At 59.4% G+C, this 24,510-nt stretch carries 19 protein-coding genes; 7 read left to right on the top strand and 12 right to left on the bottom strand.

Translation table 11 applies throughout. From position 1 onward, the window contains the following. Positions 1-88: 88 nt before the first annotated feature. From AB1462_RS09020 to aspA, 7 genes are all read right to left on the bottom strand, one after another. A complete protein-coding gene (locus AB1462_RS09020; RefSeq protein ID WP_259191563.1) occupies positions 89-1,180 on the bottom strand; it encodes a polyamine ABC transporter substrate-binding protein in 1,092 nt (363 codons plus the stop codon). Then, on the bottom strand, positions 1,177-2,211 hold the full coding sequence (locus AB1462_RS09015) for a histone deacetylase family protein (RefSeq protein WP_259191564.1): 1,035 nt from the start codon (positions 2,209-2,211) through the stop codon (positions 1,177-1,179). Before AB1462_RS09015 ends, AB1462_RS09020 begins: the two co-directional genes overlap by 4 nt. A gap of 134 nt (positions 2,212-2,345) precedes the next feature. Further along, positions 2,346-3,338: an AraC family transcriptional regulator gene (locus AB1462_RS09010; RefSeq protein ID WP_090401385.1), complete on the bottom strand. Its 993-nt coding sequence runs from the start codon at positions 3,336-3,338 to the stop codon at positions 2,346-2,348. A 62-nt stretch (positions 3,339-3,400) separates the two neighbouring features. After that, on the bottom strand, positions 3,401-7,984 hold the full coding sequence (locus AB1462_RS09005) for a hypothetical protein (RefSeq protein WP_367246597.1): 4,584 nt from the start codon (positions 7,982-7,984) through the stop codon (positions 3,401-3,403). A 107-nt stretch (positions 7,985-8,091) separates the two neighbouring features. Beyond that, positions 8,092-9,069 carry an asparaginase gene (locus AB1462_RS09000; RefSeq protein WP_090401386.1) on the bottom strand — a complete coding sequence of 326 codons (978 nt, stop codon included), beginning with the start codon at positions 9,067-9,069 and terminating at the stop codon, positions 8,092-8,094. A 77-nt stretch (positions 9,070-9,146) separates the two neighbouring features. Next, positions 9,147-10,592 (bottom strand): sodium:alanine symporter family protein, encoded by a 1,446-nt coding sequence (locus AB1462_RS08995; protein ID WP_090401387.1) that lies wholly within the window; start codon positions 10,590-10,592, stop codon positions 9,147-9,149. 392 nt (positions 10,593-10,984) lie between these two features. Next, positions 10,985-12,409 carry an aspartate ammonia-lyase gene (aspA, locus tag AB1462_RS08990; protein ID WP_025854459.1) on the bottom strand — a complete coding sequence of 475 codons (1,425 nt, stop codon included), beginning with the start codon at positions 12,407-12,409 and terminating at the stop codon, positions 10,985-10,987. A 182-nt stretch (positions 12,410-12,591) separates the two neighbouring features. Here aspA and AB1462_RS08985 point away from each other — a divergent pair, with 182 nt between their 5' ends. Next, the gene (locus tag AB1462_RS08985; RefSeq protein ID WP_090401388.1) at positions 12,592-13,503 is read left to right on the top strand and encodes a LysR substrate-binding domain-containing protein; all 912 of its coding nucleotides are present in this window, start codon (positions 12,592-12,594) and stop codon (positions 13,501-13,503) included. 58 nt (positions 13,504-13,561) lie between these two features. Here the strand turns inward: AB1462_RS08985 and AB1462_RS08980 are convergent, their stop codons facing one another. Continuing rightward, a complete protein-coding gene (locus tag AB1462_RS08980) occupies positions 13,562-15,382 on the bottom strand; it encodes a reprolysin-like metallopeptidase (RefSeq protein ID WP_315335386.1) in 1,821 nt (606 codons plus the stop codon). 393 nt (positions 15,383-15,775) lie between these two features. Between AB1462_RS08980 and purE the strand changes: the two genes are divergently transcribed. The 4 genes from purE (at position 15,776) to AB1462_RS08960 (ending at position 18,330) form a co-directional block, all read left to right on the top strand. Next, positions 15,776-16,267 carry a 5-(carboxyamino)imidazole ribonucleotide mutase gene (purE, locus tag AB1462_RS08975; protein WP_003176980.1) on the top strand — a complete coding sequence of 164 codons (492 nt, stop codon included), beginning with the start codon at positions 15,776-15,778 and terminating at the stop codon, positions 16,265-16,267. A gap of 11 nt (positions 16,268-16,278) precedes the next feature. Beyond that, positions 16,279-17,364 carry a 5-(carboxyamino)imidazole ribonucleotide synthase gene (locus AB1462_RS08970; RefSeq protein WP_367246596.1) on the top strand — a complete coding sequence of 362 codons (1,086 nt, stop codon included), beginning with the start codon at positions 16,279-16,281 and terminating at the stop codon, positions 17,362-17,364. 105 nt (positions 17,365-17,469) lie between these two features. Beyond that, positions 17,470-17,715, top strand: coding sequence for a GlsB/YeaQ/YmgE family stress response membrane protein (locus AB1462_RS08965; RefSeq protein ID WP_005792540.1), 246 nt, complete (start codon positions 17,470-17,472; stop codon positions 17,713-17,715). Between the two features lie 78 nt (positions 17,716-17,793). Beyond that, the gene (locus AB1462_RS08960) at positions 17,794-18,330 is read left to right on the top strand and encodes a DUF3299 domain-containing protein (protein WP_041161056.1); all 537 of its coding nucleotides are present in this window, start codon (positions 17,794-17,796) and stop codon (positions 18,328-18,330) included. A gap of 73 nt (positions 18,331-18,403) precedes the next feature. Here AB1462_RS08960 and AB1462_RS08955 read toward each other — a convergent pair whose 3' ends face one another. Then, a complete protein-coding gene (locus AB1462_RS08955; protein WP_367246595.1) occupies positions 18,404-19,303 on the bottom strand; it encodes a D-hexose-6-phosphate mutarotase in 900 nt (299 codons plus the stop codon). A gap of 57 nt (positions 19,304-19,360) precedes the next feature. Then, the gene (locus AB1462_RS08950; protein ID WP_003176975.1) at positions 19,361-19,765 is read right to left on the bottom strand and encodes an acyl-CoA thioesterase; all 405 of its coding nucleotides are present in this window, start codon (positions 19,763-19,765) and stop codon (positions 19,361-19,363) included. 410 nt (positions 19,766-20,175) lie between these two features. On the opposite strand from AB1462_RS08950, the gene AB1462_RS08945 reads away from it, so the two are divergent. Beyond that, positions 20,176-21,465: an MFS transporter gene (locus AB1462_RS08945; RefSeq protein WP_259191573.1), complete on the top strand. Its 1,290-nt coding sequence runs from the start codon at positions 20,176-20,178 to the stop codon at positions 21,463-21,465. 105 nt (positions 21,466-21,570) lie between these two features. Here the strand turns inward: AB1462_RS08945 and AB1462_RS08940 are convergent, their stop codons facing one another. Together AB1462_RS08940 and AB1462_RS08935 are read right to left on the bottom strand one after the other, a co-directional pair. Further along, complete coding sequence (locus tag AB1462_RS08940; RefSeq protein ID WP_367246594.1) at positions 21,571-22,068, bottom strand: type II toxin-antitoxin system VapC family toxin; 498 nt, start codon at positions 22,066-22,068, stop codon at positions 21,571-21,573. Continuing rightward, positions 22,061-23,119 carry an XRE family transcriptional regulator gene (locus AB1462_RS08935; RefSeq protein ID WP_259191576.1) on the bottom strand — a complete coding sequence of 353 codons (1,059 nt, stop codon included), beginning with the start codon at positions 23,117-23,119 and terminating at the stop codon, positions 22,061-22,063. The genes AB1462_RS08940 and AB1462_RS08935 overlap by 8 nt, the downstream gene beginning before the upstream one ends. Before the next feature lie 384 nt (positions 23,120-23,503). Here AB1462_RS08935 and AB1462_RS08930 point away from each other — a divergent pair, with 384 nt between their 5' ends. Further along, positions 23,504-24,490 carry a phosphate ABC transporter substrate-binding protein PstS gene (locus AB1462_RS08930; RefSeq protein WP_090401393.1) on the top strand — a complete coding sequence of 329 codons (987 nt, stop codon included), beginning with the start codon at positions 23,504-23,506 and terminating at the stop codon, positions 24,488-24,490. Positions 24,491-24,510 lie beyond the last annotated feature (20 nt).

Here is a 24,510-nt window from a genome sequence, read left to right as displayed (position 1 = left end):
AAGGGCTGTTGGCGCGGGGAAGGCGGTAGATACTTGCGACGGGTGACATACCCGCTCCGCAGCCGGGAGCGGGTATGCGCAGGTGTGCTCAGGTGCCTGACTTGATTTTGGTCCAGGCCCGGGTTCGGGCGCGCTCGGCTTTGCTGTCCAGCGGTTTCAAGGTGTAGAGCGTTGCCATCGCCGCTTCGGTCGGATACAGGTTGGGGTTGTTGCGAATCGCCGGGTCGACCTGTTCGGTGGCGTCCTTGTTCGGGTTGGGGTAGCCGACGAAATCGCTGATCGGTGCGATCACCTGGGGTTGCAGCAGGTAGTTGATGAAGGTGTAGGCGTCCTGTGGGTTCTTCGCGCCTTTGGGAATGGCGAGCATATCGAACCAGATCGGCGCGCCTTCCTTGGGCAGGCGCATGTCCACGGTCACGCCATTCTTGGCGTCCTTGGCGCGGTTGGCGGCCTGGGAGAAGCTGCCGGAATAGCCTACGGCTACACAGATGTCGCCATTGGCGATGTCGGCCATGTACTTGGAGGAGTGAAAGTAGGTGATGTAGGGACGGATCTTGAGCAGCAGCGCTTCGGCCTTTTCATAATCCTTGGGGTTGTTGCTGTTGGGGTCCAGGCCCAGGTGTTGCAGGGCCAGGGGCAGGATTTCCGAGGGCGAGTCGAGCAACGCGACACCGCATTGCTTGAGCTTGCTGATGTTCTCTTCCTTGAAGATCAGGTCCCAGCTGTTCACCGGCGCGTTGGCGCCCAGCGCAGCCTTGACCTTGTCGGGGTTGAAGCCGATGAGGATGGTGCCGTACATGTAAGGCACGGCGAATTTATTGCCGGGGTCGTTGGCCTCGATCAGCTTCATCAGCTTGGGATCAAGGTGGTTCCAGTTGGGCAACTGGCTGCGGTCCAGGGGCTGGAACACGCCCGCCTCGATCTGCTTGGCCAGGAACACGTTGGACGGCACCACCACGTCATAGCCGGAGTTGCCGGTCAGCAGCTTGGCCTCCAGGGCTTCGTTGGTGTCGAAGATGTCGTAGATCAGCTTGATCGAGGGGTTCTGCGCCTTGAAGTCTTCCAGGGCCTTGGGGGTGATGTAGTCGAACCAGTTGTAGACCCGCAGGGTTTTTTCTTCGGCGTGGGCCGCGCCGCTGAGGACGGCTGCGCAGAGGGCAAGTGACTTGAGCATGTTCATTGGGCTGCTTCCTCAAAACCTTCGAGAACGTTGACGGCATTGATGCCGATTTCTTCCACCGCGTAACCGCCTTCCATCACGAACAGCGTTGGCCGGCCCAGGCGGGCGATGCGTGCGCCCATCGCCAGGTAATCCGGGCTGTCGAGTTTGAACTGCGAGATGGGGTCGTCCTTGAACGTGTCCACACCGAGCGACACGACGAGGATGTCGGCGCCGTAGCGCTCGATTTCCCTACAGGCCTGGTCCAGCGCCGCGCTCCAGGATTCCCAGCCGGAGCCCGCCGGCAACGGGTAATTGAAGTTGAAGCCTTCTCCGGCGCCTTCTCCCAACTCGTCGGCATAGCCGAGGAAAAACGGAAACTCCGCCTCCGGGTGGCCATGAATCGAGGTGAACAACACGTCGCTGCGCTCGTAGAAAATCGATTGGGTGCCGTTGCCGTGGTGGTAGTCGACGTCGAGGATCGCGACCTTTTCATGGCCCTGATCGAGAAAGGCCTGGGCGGCGATGGCCGCATTGTTGAGGTAGCAATAACCGCCCATCAGGTCGCTGGCGGCGTGGTGTCCCGGCGGACGGCACAGGGCAAACGCCGCTGGCGCACCGGTCTGGATCGCCTGCTGCGCGGTCAGTGCCACCTGGGCGGCGCTGTAGGCCGCCTGCCAGGTCCCGGCGGTGATGGGCGCGCCGCCGTCGAAGCTGTAGTAACCGAGTTGGCCATGCAGGCTGGTGGGCAATACCTGGCGCAAGGTACGGGCGGGCCAGGTGTAGGGCAGCAGGTCGCCCTCCTGGCCGAAGACGGTCCAGCGTTCCCAGGCGCCTTTGAAGAAGTCCAGGTAGGCCTGGGAGTGAACGCGTGCCAAGGGCGCCAGGCCGAAGTCATGAGGTGCGCGCACGGGCCCCAGTTCGCGGTCCTTTACCCGCTGCAACACGTGGTCGGCGCGGGAGGGCATTTCGAAACAGGGCATCAATTGCCCGTCCATCAATTCGCAACGGCCGTGGTGCAGGTGATGATCGTCCGAGTAGATCGTCAGCATATTGTTGTTCTCTCAGGCATTGGGCGGTGCCTTGCAGTGTTGCCTCACCGGCGCGGCAAGAGAACGGCAGGAGCGGCCAAAAGGGGATAAATACGGCCAACTGCGCTGTCCATTATTCGCCCGGCCGTCGGGGCTTATGGTCGGAACTGACTCGGCGCAACGCCGCTCCAGCGCACGAAGGCATGCCGGAAACTCGCGGTTTCACTGAAACCCAGTTGCTCGGCAATACGGTGGATGGGCATCACGTCGTCGGCCAGCCACTGCTTGGCCTGTTCGAAGCGCAGCTCATCAAGCAGTTCCTGGTAGCTGCTGCCCAGGCCATGCAAGTGGCGGCGCAAGGTGCGCGGCGAGCAGTTCAATTGCTCGGCCAGCCTGTCCAGCCCCGGCGCGGCGTGCAGTTGCGTGGTCAGCAGGTGACGCACCCGGCCCAGCCACGCCTGGCGCCCGGTGAACTCGGTGTTTTGCTTGCGGCAGCGCTCGGCCATGGCGCGATGGGTGATGGCATCGGCCAGGGGCAACGGTTGGTCGAGCCACTGACGGTCGAAGGCAAAGGCGTTGCTGCCGGCCTGGAACTGCAACGGACAGGCGAAGCGTTCGCCATAACGCGCCCTGTAGGCCGGCGCAGGGTAATCGAAGCGCGCCCCCAGCAGCGGCAATGGGCGACCGAGCAGGTCGTCGCAGATGACTTTGAGCGATACCAGGCACAACTCGATATTGAATGCGGCCAGGGCCGGGTCTTCGCGGTAATCACAGGCGGTGAACCAGACCTGCTGGCCGTCGTCCTCAAGGCTCAACTCGAAAAGTGTTCCCAGCAGCGCCGGGTAGCGCAGGGCCAGGCGTAAAGCGTCACCGAAGGTGGCACTGGTGAGCAGTGCATAACCCAGCATGCCGTAGGCCGACACATGCATGCGCTGCCCCAATTCCAGGCCAATGTCCTGGCGCAGGGCCACGGCATTGGCGCAGACCTGCATTTCCTGGCGAGTGGTGATGCGTGTATCGGGCTGGTGCAGGTCTGCACCCGCAATGCCGCTGCCGGCCAGCAGCACCTCGGGGCTTACGCCTTGGGTGCTGAAGGCCTCGAGCACCAACGAGACGGCGTTAAGGGTAGTCAGGTGCGAGTGCAGCATGGGGCCAATCCCTGCAATGGTTGCCTGGACAGAGCAATTCCCATGCCGTGGGCACCGGCCGATCAGAGGTTGAAAAACAGCCGCCGGGCCTGTTGCAGGTTGATTTCGCTACGGTAGTAATCAAGTCGTTGCTGTGAGTCCAGCCCGTTGAGGGGCTCCGCATCCACGCCCAGGTTGCGCTGTGCGGGCGTTTTCAAGCGTGCGGAAATAAACGCCTTGGCCGGCGTCCAGGACGTGGAATAGTGAAAGTGGGCATACCAGAGGACGTCATGGGTGACGCGGTCGGTGATGGTGTACTCATCCAGATAGTCGGAATTGATGCTCTTGATCCGACGTCGATTAACGGTTTTCTTGAGGGTTATCTCGCGGCGCTGCTGGAGCCATTCCACAGCGGTGATGGTGGGTGGCTGCTCCTTGATCATTCGCAGCATGTGCCGGGTGGCCTCTTGATACAGTTCGGCCGTGGTCTCCTTGAGTTTTCGACTGAGGATGGCCGCGGAACGTTGCTGGTCGACGGTGATGCGCGGCTGTGACAAGGCATGTTCAATGGCTTGATCGGTCTCTTCCAGCAACAGCGCATGCTGGTGATACAGATACTCGACGCCGATGGCGGTACGTGTAGGCTTTTTCGCTTGCTCGTCGGCGCGATCCTTGAACGCCTTCAGGCCGTCGAGAAAAGCCTGGGCCTTATCGAGGGAGACCTGGATATCCGGCGCCGCGGGTGGCGATTCCGGCGGCGTGGTAATGCGCTGGACCCACAAGCCCTGATCCTTTTGATGGTAGGTCGCGATGACTTGTTGCGTGATGGGCGACTTGATGTCCACCAGGTCGGTTTCAAGCCCGACGGAGTTCAATCGCGGCTCGCCAATCAACATGCCGTTATAGCGGGTGTGGATGAATTTCTTCTTGGCGGTGGGCGGTGTGGGTGGCGGTGTGGGGCGGTTTCTGAGGGCGTCGCGGTCCAGATGCAACTGCGCCAGTTGCGCCTGGGTGTCCTTGGCATAGTTGCGCATTTTCTTGCGCAGGGTTTCCAGCTGTTCGGGGATGATGGCGTCGGCAAAGTCTTGCGGCAGGTCCTCCAGACGCTCATTGATGACCGTAAATTGCTCGATCAAGCTGGCCAGCGCTTCGATACGTTCATCCAGGCGGGCTTCGCTGCGTTCATACAAGGTGTCCCGTACGGCCTGCACCGCGATGTCGGCGGTGTTGACGATCTTGTCCAGGGCCGCCCAAGCCTCAGGCGCATCGACGAGCGAGGCCTCGGTCAGGCACAGGTTACGTGACAGGGTCACCTGCAAGGCCCGGAGGTCATCGCTGGTGTAGAGGGGTAAGCGCTTTTTCCGCTCCTGGATCTGGCGCAAGCCTTCCGATGGCAATTGGCGCAAATGCTCGAAGCGCGATTGCACGTAATCCAGGCGTTCGATCATGTCCTGGTTCATGTCGGTCAGCTGTCGCGCCCCTTCGATATGGCGCTCCTGAGGAGCCCGGGCCTGCTGTTCGATTTGATCCAGTACCTTGCGAAAGACCGGCGTGAAGGTGCGCTGGGCCTCGCTGATACCGGCTTCGGATAAATCCAGTTGCGCGTTCAAATAGGCCATGGCCCTGGGCCGATAGTCCGGGAAGGGGTCAAAGACATTCAGTTGCTTGAGGTCTTGCAGCGCCGTTTCATAGTCCGAACGCTGGGTGTGGAGCTTTTGCAGATAGAGCTGGCGCTTGGCGTCGGCAGAGGTACCGGGCGCGTCGGTCATCTCGGTGTGGGCTTGTTGCAACTCAAGCGATAGAGACTTTTTGGTTTTCTCGAACGCTTGCAGTTTGTCGCGCATCTGCGTGGCTTTCTCCGTGGCCTGAAGGCTGGCCCGCCTGATTGCGCGCTTGGGGCCACCGCCCCGCAGGCGCAGCCGGGTATCGATAAACCATTGGCCTGCAGCATTGTGGAGCAGCGTCGGGCCGCTGCGTTCTGGTCGGACCGGATCTATGATGACCGCCGGCTCGTCCGGCTGCGCCGATACCTCGAACCAGCGTGTGCCGACGGGTACGTAGTACTTCTGTCCCGAACGGTAGAGGTGCTGGTAGGTGCCGGTTTCGGTGATGGCATCGCCCAGGTTCTCAGGCGCCTGCACGTTGAAACTGTCCAGTACGGTGTCCAGTTGTTCGGGCAGGCGGTTGACGGCGCCACTGATGTTCATTGAAGAAATGTGGTCGGCAGACAGGTCGAGTGATGGGGCGGTGGCGAGCTGCTTGACCATCATCTTTTTAACCGGCTGTTCCGGTTTGTGCGCATCAGCGTGGGTTTTGCTGGTGGGTGGATGGCGTGTGGCGATATGCAGCGTGATCGCCAGGCCGAGGTTGAGCAGGACGTCGGTGAGCGCCGCCCATTGCGCAGGTTTGTCCTGCTGCTGTTCGGCGTCGACGAACTGTTGCAGTTGATCAACGATTTGCCAGATCCACGCGGCGGTGCCCAGCGTCGGACTGAGGAAGGGCAGCACGGCATTGAGCAGGCTCCAGCCGGCCCTTTTGAGGGTTGCCCAGCGGCTTTCGGCGTTGGACACCGACTCGCGATCAGCCAGGGTGATCAATGCCTGGGCATTGGCAGTGAACAGCGTGTCAAGCAGGTCATCGTTCAGCACCGGTGTGGCCAGCGCCATAGGGCCGCTCAGGGTCCACATCTTATCGGGCTCCACCAGATAGTCAGCGACGGCCCAGGGTGAGGGCATGTCGCCTGGGAAAACGTAGTTGGCGTAATCCTCGCGTACCTCATCGGGCAGCCAGGCCAGTACCGAGTTGCGCAGTTCCGGCGATTGCGCCGCGGCATAGATCAGGTTGGCGGGCGAGGCGTATTGAACCAGCGGCGGGTTGAACAACGGGCGGTAGAGCAGGCAGGGGCCGGCAGCGAGATCCTGCGGGCCAATCACGTACATGTTTGCCACCACGTCGTAGCTTGCATCCCGGCGGCGTGTGGGCGCAAAGGCCAGTTGACGCATGACAATGGCTTGGCCATCCACTTTGCGCGCGTGGGCATCGATTTCCATCAGCGCGGTAATGTAGCGGTACCCCTGCTCATTGATCCCGTCCCGCTGCTGAAGCTTGCTCTGCAGCGCCATCATGGGTAGCTGGACGCGCATATGTTGGGTGTATAGATTCTTGCGGCGGGCAGACTCCTGGCGGATATCCAGTAACTTGGTCTTGATCAGCTCGGGGTACGTCTCGCCGATATTGACCTGCTGGATGATTTGCTCCGCGTAGTCGACCGTCATCCAGGCGGGCAACGTTGCAGCGTTATCCCATTGAATCGTTTTGTTGCCCAAGGGCAGCGCGATCAGGTTTTGCAGGGCCAGCTCCACGAATGTGAAGGTGGCGGTGTCGTAGGCCCCCGGCACGGTGAAGGAGCCCCAAGTCACCAGGCTTTTGACCTGCACGCGGATTTTTGCAAAAGCCAGATGCTGGGCATCTGGATGCTCCAGGAGGATCTGGTCCTTGATCTGGTCCAAAGCGTACTGCTCGATGCTCGGGATATCGTCCAGGTAGGACGCTCCGGCACTCGCGCTGTTGAGAGCGGCAAGATCCTTCAGGTGGCGGGCGTAGTTGTTCAGGTCACTGGTGGAGGCGGTGCGCAGCCAGTCGGGCAAGGCATCGCGGTACCACTCAAGGCCCGGCCCTTTTGACGCGGAGGTGTCATCCGGCCCCGGGCTCGAGTTCAAGGCGTTATTGATCGTGTCAGGGCTGCTCTGGCGCAAGTCCGAAAAATCCATGGCGCCGACAGCGTCAACCTGCTGGGCAATGAATACGCAGGCCAGATGATCAAAAAAATTGCCTTCGGGCTCGAATAAACGCCAGTTGAGCGAAGCGCGGTTTGTCGGTGGCCCAAGGTGGTCCGACAGCGATTCGCCCAAGAGCTCCAGAGAGTCGAACTTCTCGTAACCCTTAAGCAGTGAGTAACTGAGGATGTGCGTGCGTCCCTGGTGCTGGCCCGACAGCACCGCGATCTTCAGCGGTTTAAAGCGGTTGCCTGTCTGTTCGATTTGGATGAGGCAGGCTTTGCTCGCATAGGGATCTTCGATTTGTCGGGTGGCACGGTCGGGGAAGTGAAACAGTCTGCGGGCCATGGCGTGGTCGGTTTCATCCCATGCCTCGACGTCTTGGGCATCCCAACCATTACGCAGGGTGTTGGACAGCTCCTGCCAGCGCGGGCCTTTGGCGTTGCTCTCGTTCCAGAAGTCGACCAGGCGCGCCTGAAAGGCGCTCAGCATCACCGGGGCTCGGGTGTTGAGGATTTTTGCAATGTCAGTCATGCGCACAGGCAAATGCACAGGGGGCTCGGTGAGCGGTTGCCGCGTGAGAAAGTGTTCGCCTTCGATGCACAGTGCAGGTACTGCCAGTACCGCCTGGCGAGCCAGCAGGTCGCTGAGCGCGTGATACTCGGGCGGCCCGGCAACGATTTCATCGTCGCGGAGCGTCCAGGTGGGGGTGCCCATCAGGGTGCTGTCAGGGTCGATGCTCAGGGTCGGATATTGCTCGTTCAGCGCCTGGCGCAACAGCTCGCTGGCGGCTTCTCTGAAGGACGGTCCCTCATAGAATTGAGCGATCAGCTCCCGTGTCGGGTCGCTGCTGCGGGGTTGCTCCTGGGCGGTGGAAGTTGAAGAGGTCATGAGGTGTTCCTGTCGTGCCGGTGGATGGAAACAACCCGAGATACAGGCTCGGGTTTTCCATGCTAGGCACCGCCGGGACAGGGACGGGGGTGACTATGTATCGTCGCTCAACTCAGCTCGGCACACAGGTCCAGTTCGACCAGGCGGCGAATCTCGGCGTTGGGCAGGCCTGCGCCGATCAAGGCATTGAGCTTGCCGAACGCGGCTTCGCGGGTCATGCCGCCACCGGACAGCACGCCCACGCCGCGCAAACGGCTGCCGGCTTCGTACACATCCAGTTCCACGCCGCCTTCATGGCATTGGGTGATTGCCACCACCACCACGCCCTGATCCTGAGCACGCTGCAGGCTGGCGAGGAACGCTGGGTTATCGCTGGGCCCGGTGCCGCTGCCGAAACATTCCAGCACCAGCGCCTGGATACCGCTGTCGACCAACGCATCCAGTTGCGCTGCGGCGATGCCCGGTACCAGCGGCAACACGCCGACATTGGCCAGGGCCTTGGGCTGGCGGTAGTCCAGGGCGGCGGGCAGCGCTTCGGCCTTGGCCACACCGCCGTTGCGCTGCAACGCGGCAAACGGATGGCGACCAAAGCTGCGGATCTTCGCGCAGCGGGTCGGGGCCATCAGCGCGCCGTGGAAGTACAGGTGCACACCGGGTGCCAGGCCCTCGCCCAATGCCAGCAGGGCACCGCTGACGTTTTCCCAGGCATCGCTGTCGGGGACGCCGGCAGGCAACATTGAGCCGGTGAACACCACCGGCGCCGGCAAGCCCAGCAACTGGAAGCTCATGGCTGCCGCGCTGTAGGCCAGGGTGTCGGTGCCATGCAGGATCAATACGGCGTCGCAGCCGTCATCCACGGCCTCGACCACGGCGGTGCGCAGGCGCTGCCAGTAGGCGGGGGTCATGTTGGCGCTGTCGATCAGCGGGGACATTTCCTGGAAGCGCCAGGCGGGTACTGACACATTGGCGAGCTGTTCGCGCATGCGCGCTTCAAACCCGGATGCGGGTGCCAGGCCACTGGCGCTGGCTTGCATGCCGATGGTGCCGCCGGTGTAGAGCACCATGATGGTGTTAGCTGGTTGCATCAAAGAATCTCCTGAACGAAAAACGCCGCCGGGCCCAGAGCATGCCCAAGGCCGGGCGGCGTGTCATCTGTCTACGCTCAGCGTTGCACTTGAGCGTTCAGTTCAGCCGTTGGGGCCGCTTGCGGTTTTACCGGATTGGCCGGCCAGGCCTTGCGGTCCAGGTCCAGGTCAGGGAACTGGCTGGAGTCGAACACCGGGGTCTTGATGCCTGCCGCGCGCTGGTTGTCGTAGTCATTCAGGATGCGCATGGCAATCTTGAACAGGAACGCCAGGGCGAACAGGTTGACGAACGCCAGCATGGTCATGGTGATGTCAGCGAAGGCGAACACGGTGCTCAGGTTCTCGATCGAACCCCAGAAAATCAGCACCAGCACCAGCGCGCGGTAGCCCATCAGCACCTTGCGGTTGTTACCCACCAGGAAGCGCAGGTTGCTCTCGCCGAGGTAGTAGTTGTACATGATCGAGGTGAACACGAACAACGCCAGGGCCACCGAGATAAACATGCGGCCCCAATCCCCCACTACAGCCGCCAGGGAGTTCTGGGTCAGGGCAATGCCGTCGCCTTCAAAGCCTGGGGTGTAGAAGCCGGAGAGCAGGATCAGCAACGCGGTGCAGGTGCAGATCACGAAGGTGTCGAGGAATACGCTGAACGCCTGGACCACGCCTTGGGCGATCGGATGTTCTACCGAAGCGACTGCGGCCACGTTAGGCGCACTGCCCAGGCCGGCTTCGTTGGCGAACACGCCGCGTTTCACACCCATGATGATCGCACTGCCTACCAGGCCACCGAAGGCTTGGTCCAGGCCGAAGGCGCTTTTGACGATGGTCGCGAGCATGGCCGGGACGTGGTCGAATTGCAGCACGATCACATAGAGGGTCACGGCAATGTAGACCAGGGTCTTGACCGGCACCAGCAGGTCGGCGATCGAGGCGATGCGCTTGATCCCGCCGATGAACACCAGGCCCAGCAATGCCGCCAGGGCCAGGCCGGTGTAGGTGGTGTCGAGGCCGAAAGCGTTGTTCAGCGAGTGGGTCACGGCATGGGCTTGCAGGCCGTTGAAGGCAAAGCCGAAGGTCACCAGCAGCAGGAACGCCATGACCATCCCCAGCCAGCGCTTCTGCAAACCGTGCTGGATGTAATAGGCCGGGCCGCCACGGTAGGTGCCTTCAGCGTCAGTGCGCTTGTACAACTGGCCGAGGGAGCACTCGATAAAGCTTGAAGACATGCCCACCAGCGCGGTGACCCACATCCAGAACACGGCACCCGGGCCACCCAGGGTCACGGCAATGCCGACACCCGCGATGTTACCGGCACCGACGCGGCCGGCCAGGCTGAGCATCAGCGCCTGGAACGAGCTGAGCTGGTCGGAGCTGTTTTTCAGGCTGTCGCGAAACACCGAAAACATGTGGAAAAAGTGACGCAATTGAACGAAACGCGAGCGGATCGTGAAATAACCGCCGAGCCCGACAATGAGCACGATCAGTACTTTCCCTGAGAGGAAGTCGTTGATGACTTCGAGCATGGAGTGTTCCTCGCTGATTTTTCTAATGGCAAACGCAGGACGGTCCTATCCGTCGCATCGCACCAGGCAGTGCGCGACGGTTCGACCCCAATCCTTTTGCGGGTGTTGTTATTCATGCGCTTTCGCGTGTATCCGGGCCTCGTTACCGACGGCCGCAGACGCGAAGAGGGGCGGCACTATACCTAGGCGAACGTGATCCGTCTGCTCGGGCTGATTAAAGGTTTCAGCCGCACTGTTACAGGCAAGGAGGGGCTACGGGGCGATATTGGATTTTTTATGGGCGTCATTTCACAACCTTGAGGCAAAAAAAAGGGCCTGAAGAACGAGCCTTCAGGCCCTCAAAAGGTGAGAGGTGTCTAGTCCCTCAACCTGGTGAGCGGTGCAACAAACGCTTAGGCCTTCAGCGGGACCAAGCGTGGAGCGATCATATTCTCGGGGCGCAGGATGTCGTCGAGCATGGCGTCGTCGAGCAAGCCTTCTTCGCGCACCAGTTCCAGCACGCCGCGGCCGCTTTCGAGGGCGATACGTGCGATGCGTGTGGCGTTTTCATAGCCGATGTACGGGTTCAGCGCGGTGACCAGGCCGATGGAGTGCTCCACCAGCTCGCGGCAGCGGGCTTCGTTGGCGGTGATGCCGACGATGCAGTGCTCGCGCAGCATGTCCATGGCGCGTTGCAGCAGGCGGATCGAGTCGAAGATCTTGAAGGCGATCAGTGGCTCCATGACGTTCAACTGCAGCTGGCCGCCTTCGGCTGCCATGGTCAGGGCCAGGTCGTTACCGATCACTTGGAACGCCACCTGGTTGACCGCTTCCGGGATTACCGGGTTGACCTTGCCGGGCATGATCGAGCTGCCTGGCTGGCGCGCCGGCAGGTTGATCTCGTTGATGCCGGTGCGTGGGCCGCTGGACAGCAGGCGCAGGTCGTTGCAGATCTTCGACAGCTTCACGGCGGTGCGCTTGAGCATGCCGGAGAACAGCACGAAGGCGCCCATGTCGGAGGTGGCTTCGATCAGGTCGGCAGCCGGGACCACGGGCTGGCCGCTGATAACGGCCAGGCGTTGTACGGCCAGGGCCTGGTAACGCGGGTCGGCGTTGATGCCGGTACCGATGGCGGTGCCGCCCAGGTTCACTTCGGTCAGCAGCTCTGGCGCCAGGGTTTTCAGGCGGGCCAGGTCTTCGCCGAGAGTGGTGGCGAAGGCGCGGAATTCCTGGCCGAGGGTCATCGGCACGGCGTCTTGCAGTTGGGTGCGGCCCATTTTCAGCACGTGGCTGAACTCCACGCCCTTGGCGGCGAACGCCTGGATCAGGCTGTCGAGGCTGGCCAGCAGCGCGTCATGGCCCAACAGCAGACCCAGGCGGATCGCGGTCGGGTAGGCGTCGTTGGTCGACTGCGCCATGTTCACGTCGTTGTTGGGGTGCAGGTATTGGTACTCGCCCTTGTTGTGGCCCATGGCCTCCAACGCGATGTTGGCGATGACTTCGTTGGCATTCATGTTGGTTGAAGTGCCAGCGCCGCCTTGAATCATGTCCACCACGAACTCTTCGTGGAAATCGCCGCGGATCAGACGGGCACAGGCTTCGCTGATGGCAGCGTGCTTGGCTTCGCTGAGCTGGCCCAACTCGCGGTTGGCGTCAGCTGCGGCTTGTTTGACCATTGCCAGGCCGACCACCAATTTCGGGTAATGCGAAATCGGAACGCCCGAGAGGCGGAAGTTATTCACCGCTCGCAGGGTCTGGATGCCGTAATACGCTTGGGCGGGTACTTCGAGTACGCCAAGCAGGTCTTTTTCTGTGCGGAATGATGCAGCGGAGGACATGACGGAAATCATCTCGATATGGACCCGGAACAGGCCGGAACGCTGCGAATGCTAGGCCTGTAGGAAATTTTGGGCCAATGCTGTTAAACACTGGCCTATGCATAAACGGCATAATGCAAGTGTGACCCGGCTATCATGGCGGGCGTGTGTGCCAAAATGGTGCGTATCCGTGGGAGGCAGTGATGAACCTTGAGAGCAAATGGCTGGAAGACTTCAGCGCCCTGGCGGCGACTCGCAGCTTTTCCCAGGCGGCGGAGCGGCGGTTTGTTACCCAGCCGGCGTTCAGCCGACGTATCCGCAGCCTTGAGGCCGCACTGGGCCTGACCCTGGTCAACCGCTCGCGCACGCCGGTTGAACTGACGGCGGCCGGGCAACTGTTCCTGGTCACCGCGCGCACCGTGGTCGAACAACTCGGTGAAGTGCTGCGCCATTTGCATCACCTGGAAGGCGGGCAGGGCGAAGTCATGCAAGTGGCCGCTGCCCACTCCCTGGCATTGGGTTTCTTCCCGCGCTGGATCGCGCAATTGCGCAACGAAGGCCTGAACATCGCCACACGGCTGGTCGCCACCAACGTCGGTGACGCCGTGCATGCCCTGCGCGAAGGCGGTTGCGATTTGATGTTGGCCTTCTACGACCCGGATGCGGCGATGCAGATGGACGCCGAAATCTTCCCTTCGCTGCACTTGGGCAACACCGAAATGCTCCCCGTGTGTGCGGCCGGTGCGGATGGCAAGCCGCTGTTCGATCTGGAAGGCGAGGGCAGTGTGCCGCTGCTGGCCTACAGCGCCGGCGCGTTCCTCGGCCGTTCGGTGCATCTGCTGCTGCGCCAGCGGGCCCTGCGCTTTACGACGGTTTACGAAACCGCCATGGCCGACAGCCTCAAAAGCATGGCCCTCGAAGGCTTGGGCATCGCCTGGGTGCCACAACTGAGCGTGCGCGCCGAACTGGCCCGAGGCGAACTGGTGGTCTGCGGCGGGCCGCAATGGCATGTGCCGCTGGAAATTCGGCTGTATCGCTGTGCGTTGGTGCGCAAGGCGAATGTGCGGTTGTTGTGGCGTAAGTTGGAAGGTGGGGCGGCCAACCCTGCCGCCTGAAACAGTGAAAGCCGCCATGGTTTGGCCTTCGCTCCTGTTGGCCGGACAGCCGCGCTAATCAGTCGAACTGACTGAGATAAGTTTTAATGAGCGCTCTGTTCTTATCACTGAAGCGATGACTGGCTGTGCGATAAGGTGAGTCCTCATCGAACGGTCGCATAGTTGTTTCGCTCCACCAACCATCGTAGATAATTTCTCCTGCATCATGCTCTGCGCCGAGCATGTGGCCTATTTCGTGTGCGGTTATTCGGTATTCAACTGTTGACGCTATTGCAAACTGCCCTCCAGTACGATCAGCGACACCTAGGATAGAACTTGCAACGACGGGGTGATAAGTGAGTAGTGTGAACTTATCAAGTGGTGAAGTAGATTGAGATGTTCTTTTCAGGAATTGGGTGACTGCTTCTTTCCAACGGTGAATGGCATCGTCATGCGATTTCGACATGTAGTTGAAGGTGTACAGTTCGGGGGCGATCTCCTTTTCTATTTCAATTAACTCAACCTTGCGGCCTGAGATGTTTTCAAGTTCAGTCACCAGCCAGGAGAAGAAAGCTTCTTTTGCTGTGGAAGCTGTGGGTGAACTGAAGAAAAATTTGAATAATAGATCGGACGCTCTTACGGGAAGGCACCCGTTCAGGTCCTGGTGAAGAATGAAATGCAGTTTGATGGGTTGTAATGAGGTGGGCTTGCTTTTTGGAGTTACCACCGGTAGTTGGGATTTTTTCCATCTTTCCAATGCGGGAATAGCATGATTTTGTACGGTGTCGGTGAAAAATAAAAAAGCTGTGTAGTCCAGGCTATAACGGGGCTGGAAGTGATGGGGGTCTGTCGTCGTTACCACGGGGCGGTCTGTCTGTGACCAGATATAAGTGACGTCTTGTTTATGTTGGTCGATCAGCCGTTGGATGTGCTCGCTGAAAAACTCAGGGTCAATTGAGAAAGACGTAAGGCAAATGCTCTGTTCATCCATTACACCACGACGGGTCAAGTCTATGAGGAGGCCTTGCTGCCGCAACGCGATGCAGGATCGCAGAGGCGGGTGTGGTGCGTTGGGGTTTATCAGGTGAGTTGCCAGATAAGTTTTCAGCAGGGCGATAGAGTCAAACTGCTGTATTTTTAAACCGGGGATATACAGTACGCAGGGATTCAGGTCGTCAGTGTGATTTTCAGGCTTTCGTGTAATCAGAAACGCACCGATGAGCGGGATATCGGCGGCGTACTCCATTTGAGTAAGCGACAGCCTGTAGAAATAATCTTTAGGCGTTATATTGAGATGCGCAAGGCGTAGGAGCAAATCTACACTCTCTAAGTTTAGTGAGTTATCCTCTGCTCTTACCATGTTTGCACACTGTAGCTGAGTGGCCATTAGGCTGGCCATGTACTCTTTATTAGTGATGGGGTAGGCTTCGTGTTCAGCGCACCAGAAATTATCTATACGATCCAAAAAAAACTGGATGCCCTGTAGCTCAAATATTGCCTTCTCGACGGCCCGCTGGAACGCGGACGGGAATTTGTACAGGGCCTCATTTTTATAGCAATAGAAGTCACAGGTTTTGTCGTAAGTGGTCAAGGGGGTATTGATAAATATGATGGATTCAAAAACATGGATGAGCGTGTTCCGGCTCGGTGTTGGCATTTGAGGTAATGGCGCTTGTGGAGGCAGATAAAAAATCTCATCCAGCGTTTCGCCGTTCAAGAAGGGCGTGATGGCGTTTTTCAAAAAATCGAATGCCTCTGGCACAAAATTCAATGATCGACTGATTGTATGTTTTGCGTTTTCGTACAGCCTTTCCAGCATAAATGCCGGCCAGGGGGCGCTCATCGTCGTAATATGCGCAGGTGAGGGGAGGGGGGGTAATACTTGTTTGGGTTCAGTCATGGTGGCAATCCTTAATTATTTATTTAGTTGTGCACGTCGACTTGCACAGTCGTTATCGATAATAAGGATTGTGTTGTTGGTTTTCGCCAAGATGAGTAGCCAAGTGCTGTAGTGCCTTTCTTCAAATCTTGAATAAAAGCTAAAAAACAGGCGAAGATGTTTTGCTTGATCATGCTGTTTGGTTTGTTGATCTTTGAGTCAGGAGCGAAGGTTTTAACAATGCGGGACAGATGGTCATTCTCAGGGGCTGTTTATCCGAATTATTACGGTATACTGCGCGGCCTTCGGCCGGTCCAACCGGCCTTAATTCGTACACCAAGCCACGCCGGATTTCCCGCGTGGCTTGTTGTTTTTTGACGCGCCTGCGGGCGCCCAGAGAGAAGAGGCACGACGATGAGTGCATTGGTTGGCGTGATCATGGGCTCCAAGTCCGATTGGTCCACCCTTAGCCACACCGCCGATATGCTGGAAAAACTCGGCATTCCGTATGAAGTGAAAGTGGTCTCTGCCCACCGCACCCCGGATTTGCTGTTCCAGTATGCCGATGAAGCAGAATCCCGTGGCATCGAGGTGATCATCGCCGGTGCCGGCGGCGCAGCGCACCTGCCGGGCATGTGTGCAGCCAAGACTCACCTGCCAGTGCTTGGCGTACCGGTGCAGTCGGCAATGCTCTCGGGCGTGGATTCGCTGTTGTCCATCGTGCAGATGCCGGCCGGTATCCCGGTGGCCACCCTGGCGATCGGCAAGGCCGGCGCGATCAACGCAGCCCTGCTGTCCGCCAGTATCCTGGGCGCCAAGCACCCGCAGTTCCACGCGGTGCTGAAGAAATTCCGTGCTGAACAGACAGACAGCGTGCTGGACAATCCAGACCCACGTATCGCCTGAGGTTGTTGACGATGAAAATCGGTGTAATCGGTGGCGGCCAACTGGGCCGCATGCTGGCTTTGGCGGGCACCCCGCTGGGGATGAACTTCGCTTTCCTGGACCCGGCGCCGGACGCCTGTGCGGCAGCCCTGGGTGAACACCTGCGGGCTGACTACAGCGACCCGGACCACCTGCGCCAACTGGCCGATGAAGTCGACCTGGTGACGTTCGAGTTCGAAAGCGTCCCGGCCGAAACCGTGGCCTTCCTGTCGCAGTTCGTACCGGTGTACCCGAGCGCCGAAGCCTTGCGCATTGCCCGTGATCGCTGGTTCGAGAAGAGCATGTTCAAGGACCTGGGCATTCCAACCCCGGCCTTCGCCGATATCCAGTCCCAGGCGGACCTGGACGCCGCCGTCGCCAGCATCGGCCTGCCGGCCGTGCTGAAAACCCGCACCCTGGGTTACGACGGCAAGGGCCAGAAAGTCCTGCGCACCGCCGCCGATGTGGTCGGCACCTTCGCCGAACTGGGCAGCGTGGCCTGCCTGCTGGAAGGCTTCGTGCCGTTCACCGGCGAAGTCTCGTTGATCGCCGTGCGTGCCCGTGATGGCGAGACCCGCTTCTACCCGTTGGTGCACAACACCCACGACAACGGCATCCTCAAGCTCTCCGTGGCCAGCACCGATCACCCGTTGCAGGCCCTGGCCGAAGACTATTCCAGCCGCGTACTCAAGCAGCTGGATTACGTCGGCGTGATGGCGTTCGAGTTCTTTGAAGTCGACGGTGGCCTCAAGGCCAACGAAATCGCCCCGCGCGTGCACAACTCCGGGCACTGGACTACCGAAGGCGCCGAGTGCAGCCAGTTCGAAAACCACCTGCGTGCTGTCGCGGGCTTGCCGCTGGGTTCCACGGCCAAGGTCGGTGAGAGCGCAATGCTCAACTTCATCGGCGTGGTACCGCCAGTGGAGCGCGTGATCGCCATCGAAGACTGCCACCTGCATCACTACGGCAAGGCCTTCAAGGCCGGGCGCAAGGTCGGCCACGCCAACCTGCGCTGCAAGGACCGCGCAACGCTGCAAGCGCAGATCCTAAAGGTCGAAGCGCTGATCGCCGAGCAATAAGCTGCACTCTGGCGGGAACCATTCGGTAACCGCCATCCTCTGATTGCAGGATGCCAAAGCCTGTCTAGGCTTTGGCATAGCACACTTCATTCAGAGGGAAATGCCATGGGTATCATCGGAACCATTTTTATCGGCTTGATCGTCGGCCTGCTGGCGCGTTTCCTCAAGCCCGGCGACGACAGCATGGGCTGGATCATGACCATCCTGCTGGGTATCGCCGGTTCCCTGGCCGCCACCTACGGTGGTCAGGCGCTGGGCATCTACCAGGCGGGTCAAGGCGCAGGCTTTATCGGCGCACTGGTCGGCGCCATTGTGTTGCTGGTGATCTACGGCCTGATCAAAAAGAAGTAATCAGCCGACAAAGTCCTCTGCGCTGCGCAGGCGCAGAGGGCTAGAATGCTCGGCACTTGTTACTTGCCGAGCCTCTCCATGCGCCGTTTTCTGTTGACTCTTCTCTTGCTGGGCTCCGGCCTGGCTCACGCCGGTGAACTGCCGGAAACCGACTGGCTCGACCTGATGCCGCTGTCGGACCAGAAGGCCCTCGAGGCGATGCCCGAGATCGATCACAACTCCCCCGAAGCCCAAGGTACGTTCACCGACAAAGGTGGCCTGAAGCAGAGCAAAGGCTTGCCGGCGGTGATGTATTCCACCAAGACCGTGGCCGCCATGAACGGCAAGAACATCCGTATTGGCGGTTACCCGGTGCCGTTGGAAACCGACGCCAAGGGCCGCAGTACGTTGTTCTTCCTGGTGCCGTACCCAGGCGCCTGCATCCACGTGCCGCCACCGCCGCCGAACCAGTTGGTGCTGGTGCGTTATCCCAAGGGGCTGAAGCTGGATGACATCTACACGCCGCTGTGGGTTACCGGCACGTTGAAGGTGGAGAAGGTGAATAACGACCTGGCGGATGCGGCGTATGCGCTGGATGCCGGGAAAGTGCGGGTCGTAAAGGAATCCGATCTCTAAGCTTAGGCAGAACCCAATGTGGGAGGGGCGGTGTGACGATTCGACTTGCCCCTTCCCACATTTTCGATTGGGTTTACAGGGCGATACCGGTAATGCTCACGCCCAGCGTGTGGCTTTCACCTGGGGCCAGGCTCACCACATCATCCAGCACATTCGCCGTCTCGATGCACAGCATGCCCTGCCAGCCATCGTCGGCCATGTCGTCGAAGGCCTTGGCGCGTTCGGTCCAGGGGTTCCAGATCACGGTCGATTTCGAGCCTTGGCTGGTGAGCTGGATGCGGCGCTGCCAGTCTTTATCGACGATGTTCAAAGACGAGGGCGTATCAAGGTAGATGCAGTCGGTCTCGGCGCTGAAGTGCAGCAGACCGGATTGTGTCTTCTCGCTCCAGCCATCGGCGGTATCGATGTACGCCGAGCCGTCCAGGCCTTCGACCTGCACGTTGCGTACGTCGCTCACGGCGAAGTAGGTGTGCAGCGCCTGGCTGAGCGTGACAGTGTCGTCGCCACGGTTGTGGCTGGTCAGGCGGATGTGCAGTTGGTCGTCCAGCAGCAAGCTCAGGGTCAGGTCGACCTGATGGGGCCAGCCGGGGAAGCCGCCTGCAGGCACCGGTAGTTCCAGGTCAATCCGCAGCGCTTGACCTTCAAGCGTGGTGCCGGCCAATGCCCAGGTCGCGGTACGCGCGAAACCGTGAGCGCCCGCAGGCTGATCACTTAGGCGCATCGCCCTTACGCTTTGCGGGTTGCGGTCAAATACGCCAAACCATGGCCAGCACACTGGCACGCCGGTACGGATGCCTTTGCCTTTCTTGAACACCGCCGCAGGGTTCGGCCAAATCACTGGCTGCTCGCCCTCGCGCCCATAACTGAAGATATGCGCGCCCTGTTGGGCAATCATCAGTTCTGCGCCGTTGTGGCGGATGCGCCAGCAGTCCAGTTCGTCGATCTTTACGGTCTCAACGTGGGGCGTAGGCATAACAGACACTCTCAATGGCAGGCAATGGGGCAATTGACCGTCAAAACCCCGCGAGGTTTAACGCGCGCGTGAAGGCACGGAACGTGTGCGGCCGCTGCCATCGATAGCGACGAATACAAACACCGCCTCGGTCACCTTGCGCCATTCGCTGGACAGCGGGTCGTCGCTCCACACTTCGACCATCATCTGGATCGAGCTGCGGCCGATTTCCAGGGCCTGGGTATAGAAGGACAATTGCGCGCCCACCGCCACCGGCACCAGGAACGCCATGCGATCAATGGCCACGGTGGCCACACGCCCGCCCGCAACCTTGCTGGCCATGGCGGTGCCCGCGAGGTCCATCTGCGCGACCAGCCAGCCGCCGAAAATATCGCCAAAACCGTTGGTTTCACGCGGGAGCGCGGTGATTTGCAGGGCGAGATCGCCTTGCGGGATAGGATCTTCTTGTTCGAGTTCGATCATGCCGGGGGTGCCTCTGACCCGTGACGCTTTTTATAGATGTAGCAAAGTGGATAGCCGACTGGTGGAAAAACGTTTCAGCACAAACATACTCCGTTCGATACGTTTCTCGTAAGGCGTACTAAAGGGAAACTCTGCCAAATCGGCTGGATGGCACCCAACGACGTTTTGGCACAGCAGCCCCTCAAGACTGCGGGTCTTGCGCTTGCAGGGGCCGAGTATATCGAGACCCTGGCGCCACGACGACCTCCCGGCGCTCATTTGGTCGGTAAATAGGCGCTGTATCGCGGCTTTTACGCGCAACTGTTCTCCTGGCGCTGTGCTTTTACAAGCGATTTGCTATCTTGCCGGACCGCCGCAAGTCCCGGGCGTGCCGTCCTTATCAAGCTGACTACTATAAGAGAAGCCTTGCCATGTCCTCCGTGCCTGCAAGCAGTGCGCAACCGTCGCGCCCGCTGACCCGCAACGACTACAAAACCCTGTCGCTGTCTGCCTTGGGCGGGGCGCTGGAGTTTTATGATTTCATCATTTTCGTGTTTTTCGCCACCGTAGTCGGAAAACTGTTTTTCCCCGCCGATATGCCCGAATGGCTGCGCATGATGCAGACCTTCGGCATCTTCGCCGCCGGTTACCTGGCACGCCCGCTGGGCGGCATTATCATGGCGCACTTCGGTGACCTGCTGGGCCGCAAGAAAATGTTCACACTGAGCATTTTCATGATGGCCGTACCGACCCTGATCATGGGCCTGCTGCCGACCTACGCGCAGATCGGCCTGTGGGCGCCGATCCTGCTGCTGCTGATGCGTGTCATCCAGGGCGCAGCGATTGGCGGCGAAGTACCGGGCGCCTGGGTATTCGTCTCCGAACACGTACCGCCGCGCCATATCGGCTACGCCTGCGGCACCCTGACCAGCGGCCTTACCGCCGGTATCCTGCTGGGTTCGCTGGTGGCCACCGCGATCAACACTATTTATAGCCCGGAGCAGGTCTCGGATTACGCCTGGCGTATTCCGTTCCTGCTCGGTGGTGTGTTTGGCCTGTTGTCGGTGTACCTGCGCCGCTGGCTGCATGAAACGCCGATCTTCGCCGAAATGCAGCAACGCAAGACCCTGGCCGCCGAACTGCCGCTGCGTGCGGTACTGCGCGACCACCGTGGCGCCATCGTGCTGTCGATGCTGTTGACCTGGTTGCTGTCGGCCGGTGTGGTGGTGGTGATCCTGATGACCCCGACTGTGCTGCAGACCCTCTACCACTTCAGCCCGACCGTTGCGCTGCAAGCCAACAGCCTGGCCATCGTGACCTTGAGCCTGGGCTGTATCGCCTCCGGTGCCCTGGCCGACCGCTTCGGTGCCGGCCGCGTACTGGTGAGCGGTTGCGCGCTGCTGCTGGCGACCTCCTGGACCCTGTATCACAGCCTCATGGCCCACCCGGACTGGCTGTTCCCGCTGTACGCCTTGACCGGCCTGTTCGTCGGCACCATTGGCGTGGTGCCTTACGTGATGGTGAAAGCTTTCCCGCCCGTGGTGCGCTTCAGTGGCTTGTCGTTTTCCTACAACGTCGCCTACGCCGTGTTCGGCGGGCTGACGCCGCTGGCGGTGTCGCTGCTGATGAAGGAAAGCCCGATGGGCCCGGCTTACTACGTGGCTGTCCTGTGTGTGATGGGGATGGTGGTGGGTGGGTATCTGTGGAAGCGCGGGCGGTAATATCAGTTCAGGAGCAGGCTATGTAGAGGCTAAATGTCTACTTTGCCAGATGGACAGGGTGATTTTTATAAGTGCTGGATAGATATTCAATATCCGAGTTGAGTTTCATATAACTTTCCAGCCAGAGATCCGTATTTGACATTCTGATGCTGGCAAGCGGGCGCCGCCTGCCAGCATCTGTTCGAGTGCCGTTGCTGCGCCAATAGCATTGAGGACTTGATGTTCGACCATGAGGTCGAGTAGCCAAAGTGCGCCGTGTACCTGCAGTCCATCCTGAATTGCCTGGCGACGTAGCTTCCCATCGCCAGTGAGTAAGGGTCTTCCGGTTGTTTGTGCCAGTAGGTAGCAAGAAACGTCGGCCAAGGAACTGTTGTTGTGTTCGACCTTAAGTCCTAAGAGTTTCTGCACGCCTCCCTCGTCAAATGATTCGACAACCAGCCCTTGGGCGAGCAGTTCTTCATGAGGGAAATCCTCAAGCTCATGCATGACGAAATCGGTGCAGCAGAGGGTAAATGGCAGCCTGAACATATGCTCCAGCAATCCAGCGTTCCTGAAATCAATCCAGATGTTGGTGTCGCTGATATATAGATCAGGCTCATGCACTCTCCAGTGAGCCCAGAAAATTGGGGTCTAGAGCCCTCACAGGACGCCGCAGCAACTCGGCCGCTCGTGATTTGGTGATAAGGCCTTCCGCTAACCCCCAGAAAACGAGTGACTCAAAGCGCTGAGGTGGTTTGCAAGGTAACGGCTCAGGTTCTGCTTTGCGCCAGCCATTGCTACTGAATTGAATGGTCAGGGACTTGTAGCCGCTTTCCCCTAACAGTTTGAGGTCCTTCAATCGACGAAGCGCTGCATGCATTGAGAGCCCATATTGGCGCTTAGCAATCAGTAGTTCTCTAGGGTGGACACGGGAGCGTTGGTGATTCCCAAAATCTCCGGTAACGCTTTTAGAGGGATAAAGGAACGCTCCTGCGAAGCGGTGACAGCAGTTTTCTTTATCGCGCTCGGGCATATCATCAGGCAATTTCATCACCCAGTGACCCAATTCATGAGCAGCGGTGAAGCGAATACGTTCACCTGCTCTCTGAGCATTTAAAGCGATCAACACATGTTCGCCGTCATGGGTGGCTGCGCAAGCGCCATCGAAATCGTCCGGCCCATACAGCATCACCACTTTAATGCCGTGCTCTTCCAACTGTTCAGTCAGATGAGCAATAGGATCCTCACCTATATCCCAATACTTACGGAGCTCATCCGCCGCTCGTTCCGCGTCCTCTATGGAGGAGACTGGGAGCATTTGGGCTGGGGTTTCGGCAGTTTTGATATCTTGTGGATCGAAACACTCCTCCAGAGATATATAGCGTTCCAGATGCTCTCGAATCTGTTCCTCGACCTGGACCTGACGGTATTTAGGCATCTTCGCAAGCTTGCGGAACTCCAGCGGCGCGAGTGGCAGTGCCTGAGTACGAAAAAAATACTCGGGGCTCACCTCCAGTGCTTTTGCCAACTGCAGAAGGCGCTGAGAGTTTGGGGTACTCAACCCTTTTTCATATTTGCTCAGGCCTTGCTTGGTTATGTCGCCGAGACGCAGTGCCAGTGCTTCCAGCGACAGGCCACGCAATAACCTTGCGCGGCGAATTCGGTCATTGATCATGTGAGGTCTCCTTAGGTTGACAAGACTATTCTTTGGTTTTGTTTTGTCAACCTAAGGCGCGCCGTGAAGGGGTCAAGTTTTTACTGCAGTCCCGGCCGCTGAATTTGCAGCGGCGCGGGGAGGTTAGTAAGGCTAGTTCCGAGCAACAACCCTAAATAGCTGTGGGAAATCTCCGATCAGCAATTGCAGAGAGGTTTCAAACCAGGGCCTCATTACGTTCATCTCGCCGCTCCAGCCTGTATTGCCGACCGTTTTCTTCTTAACTGCGAATGCTCGCCCAATGCTGGCCTTTCATCCAATTGTCATATTTCAGACATAGAGTGTTCACACGGCCTCTCGATACTTGGCCCCGATCCAACTATCCCTATCTGCTAGGAGCAAGGCATGAAACTGAAACGTTTGATGGCGGCAATGACTTTTGTCGCTGCTGGCGTTGCGACCGCCAACGCGGTGGCCGCAGGTGTTGACCCGGCAATCCCGGCTTACGTGAAGACCACTGGTGTGTCGGGCAACTTGTCCAGCGTCGGTTCCGATACCCTGGCTAACCTGATGACCCTGTGGGCCGAGGGTTACAAAAAGGAATACCCGAACGTCAACATCCAGATTCAAGCTGCCGGCTCCGCTACCGCACCACCTGCGCTGACTGAAGGCACCTCCAACCTGGGCCCGATGAGCCGCAAGATGAAGGACACCGAACTGGCTGCCTTCGAGCAGAAGTACGGCTACAAGCCAACCGCTATCCCGGTTGCCGTGGATGCCCTGGCCGTGTTCGTGCACAAGGACAACCCGATCCAGCACCTGACCATGGAACAAGTCGACGCGATCTTTTCCTCGACTCGCCTGTGCGGTAGCAAAGCCGACGTGAAAACCTGGGGCGACCTGGGTGTGACCGGCGACCTGGCCAACAAGCCAGTGCAGCTGTTCGGGCGTAACTCGGTATCCGGCACCTACGGTTACTTCAAGGAAGAAGCCCTGTGCAAAGGCGACTACAAGCCTAACGTGAACGAACAACCTGGCTCGGCGTCGGTCGTGCAGTCGATCAGCTCCTCGCTGAACGGCATCGGTTACTCGGGCATCGGCTACAAGACCGCCAGCGTGAAGACCGTGGCCCTGGCCAAGAAAGGCAGCACTGAGTTCATCGAAGACAGCGAAGAAAACGCCCTGAACGGCAAATACCCGCTGTCGCGTTTCCTCTACGTTTACGTCAACAAAGCCCCGAACAAGCCTCTGGCCCCGCTGGAAGCTGAGTTCGTGAAACTGGTTCTGTCCAAACAGGGCCAGGAAGTTGTAGTGAAAGACGGCTACATCCCGCTGCCAGCCAAAGTGGCCGCCAAAGCCCTGGCTGACCTGGGTCTGAAAGAAGGCAACTGATTGCCTCTGCGGGAACCGGT

Source organism: Pseudomonas sp. SB113, from assembly GCF_040754745.1.
Lineage (GTDB): Bacteria > Pseudomonadota > Gammaproteobacteria > Pseudomonadales > Pseudomonadaceae > Aquipseudomonas > Aquipseudomonas grimontii.
Note: the sequence above shows the minus strand (reverse complement) of the source record. Positions and strands in the feature narration are given on the sequence as shown.

What these genes read in the sequence shown, in the direction of transcription:
- AB1462_RS09020 (WP_259191563.1), bottom strand. Translation starts at nt 1,180, where the DNA reads ATGAACATGCTCAAGTCACTTGCCCTCTGCGCAGCCGTCCTCAGCGGC.
- AB1462_RS09015 (WP_259191564.1), bottom strand. Translation starts at nt 2,211, where the DNA reads ATGCTGACGATCTACTCGGACGATCATCACCTGCACCACGGCCGTTGC.
- AB1462_RS09010 (WP_090401385.1), bottom strand. Translation starts at nt 3,338, where the DNA reads ATGCTGCACTCGCACCTGACTACCCTTAACGCCGTCTCGTTGGTGCTC.
- AB1462_RS09005 (WP_367246597.1), bottom strand. Translation starts at nt 7,984, where the DNA reads ATGACCTCTTCAACTTCCACCGCCCAGGAGCAACCCCGCAGCAGCGAC.
- AB1462_RS09000 (WP_090401386.1), bottom strand. Translation starts at nt 9,069, where the DNA reads ATGCAACCAGCTAACACCATCATGGTGCTCTACACCGGCGGCACCATC.
- AB1462_RS08995 (WP_090401387.1), bottom strand. Translation starts at nt 10,592, where the DNA reads ATGCTCGAAGTCATCAACGACTTCCTCTCAGGGAAAGTACTGATCGTG.
- aspA (WP_025854459.1), bottom strand. Translation starts at nt 12,409, where the DNA reads ATGTCCTCCGCTGCATCATTCCGCACAGAAAAAGACCTGCTTGGCGTA.
- AB1462_RS08985 (WP_090401388.1), top strand. Translation starts at nt 12,592, where the DNA reads ATGAACCTTGAGAGCAAATGGCTGGAAGACTTCAGCGCCCTGGCGGCG.
- AB1462_RS08980 (WP_315335386.1), bottom strand. Translation starts at nt 15,382, where the DNA reads ATGACTGAACCCAAACAAGTATTACCCCCCCTCCCCTCACCTGCGCAT.
- purE (WP_003176980.1), top strand. Translation starts at nt 15,776, where the DNA reads ATGAGTGCATTGGTTGGCGTGATCATGGGCTCCAAGTCCGATTGGTCC.
- AB1462_RS08970 (WP_367246596.1), top strand. Translation starts at nt 16,279, where the DNA reads ATGAAAATCGGTGTAATCGGTGGCGGCCAACTGGGCCGCATGCTGGCT.
- AB1462_RS08965 (WP_005792540.1), top strand. Translation starts at nt 17,470, where the DNA reads ATGGGTATCATCGGAACCATTTTTATCGGCTTGATCGTCGGCCTGCTG.
- AB1462_RS08960 (WP_041161056.1), top strand. Translation starts at nt 17,794, where the DNA reads ATGCGCCGTTTTCTGTTGACTCTTCTCTTGCTGGGCTCCGGCCTGGCT.
- AB1462_RS08955 (WP_367246595.1), bottom strand. Translation starts at nt 19,303, where the DNA reads ATGCCTACGCCCCACGTTGAGACCGTAAAGATCGACGAACTGGACTGC.
- AB1462_RS08950 (WP_003176975.1), bottom strand. Translation starts at nt 19,765, where the DNA reads ATGATCGAACTCGAACAAGAAGATCCTATCCCGCAAGGCGATCTCGCC.
- AB1462_RS08945 (WP_259191573.1), top strand. Translation starts at nt 20,176, where the DNA reads ATGTCCTCCGTGCCTGCAAGCAGTGCGCAACCGTCGCGCCCGCTGACC.
- AB1462_RS08935 (WP_259191576.1), bottom strand. Translation starts at nt 23,119, where the DNA reads ATGATCAATGACCGAATTCGCCGCGCAAGGTTATTGCGTGGCCTGTCG.
- AB1462_RS08930 (WP_090401393.1), top strand. Translation starts at nt 23,504, where the DNA reads ATGAAACTGAAACGTTTGATGGCGGCAATGACTTTTGTCGCTGCTGGC.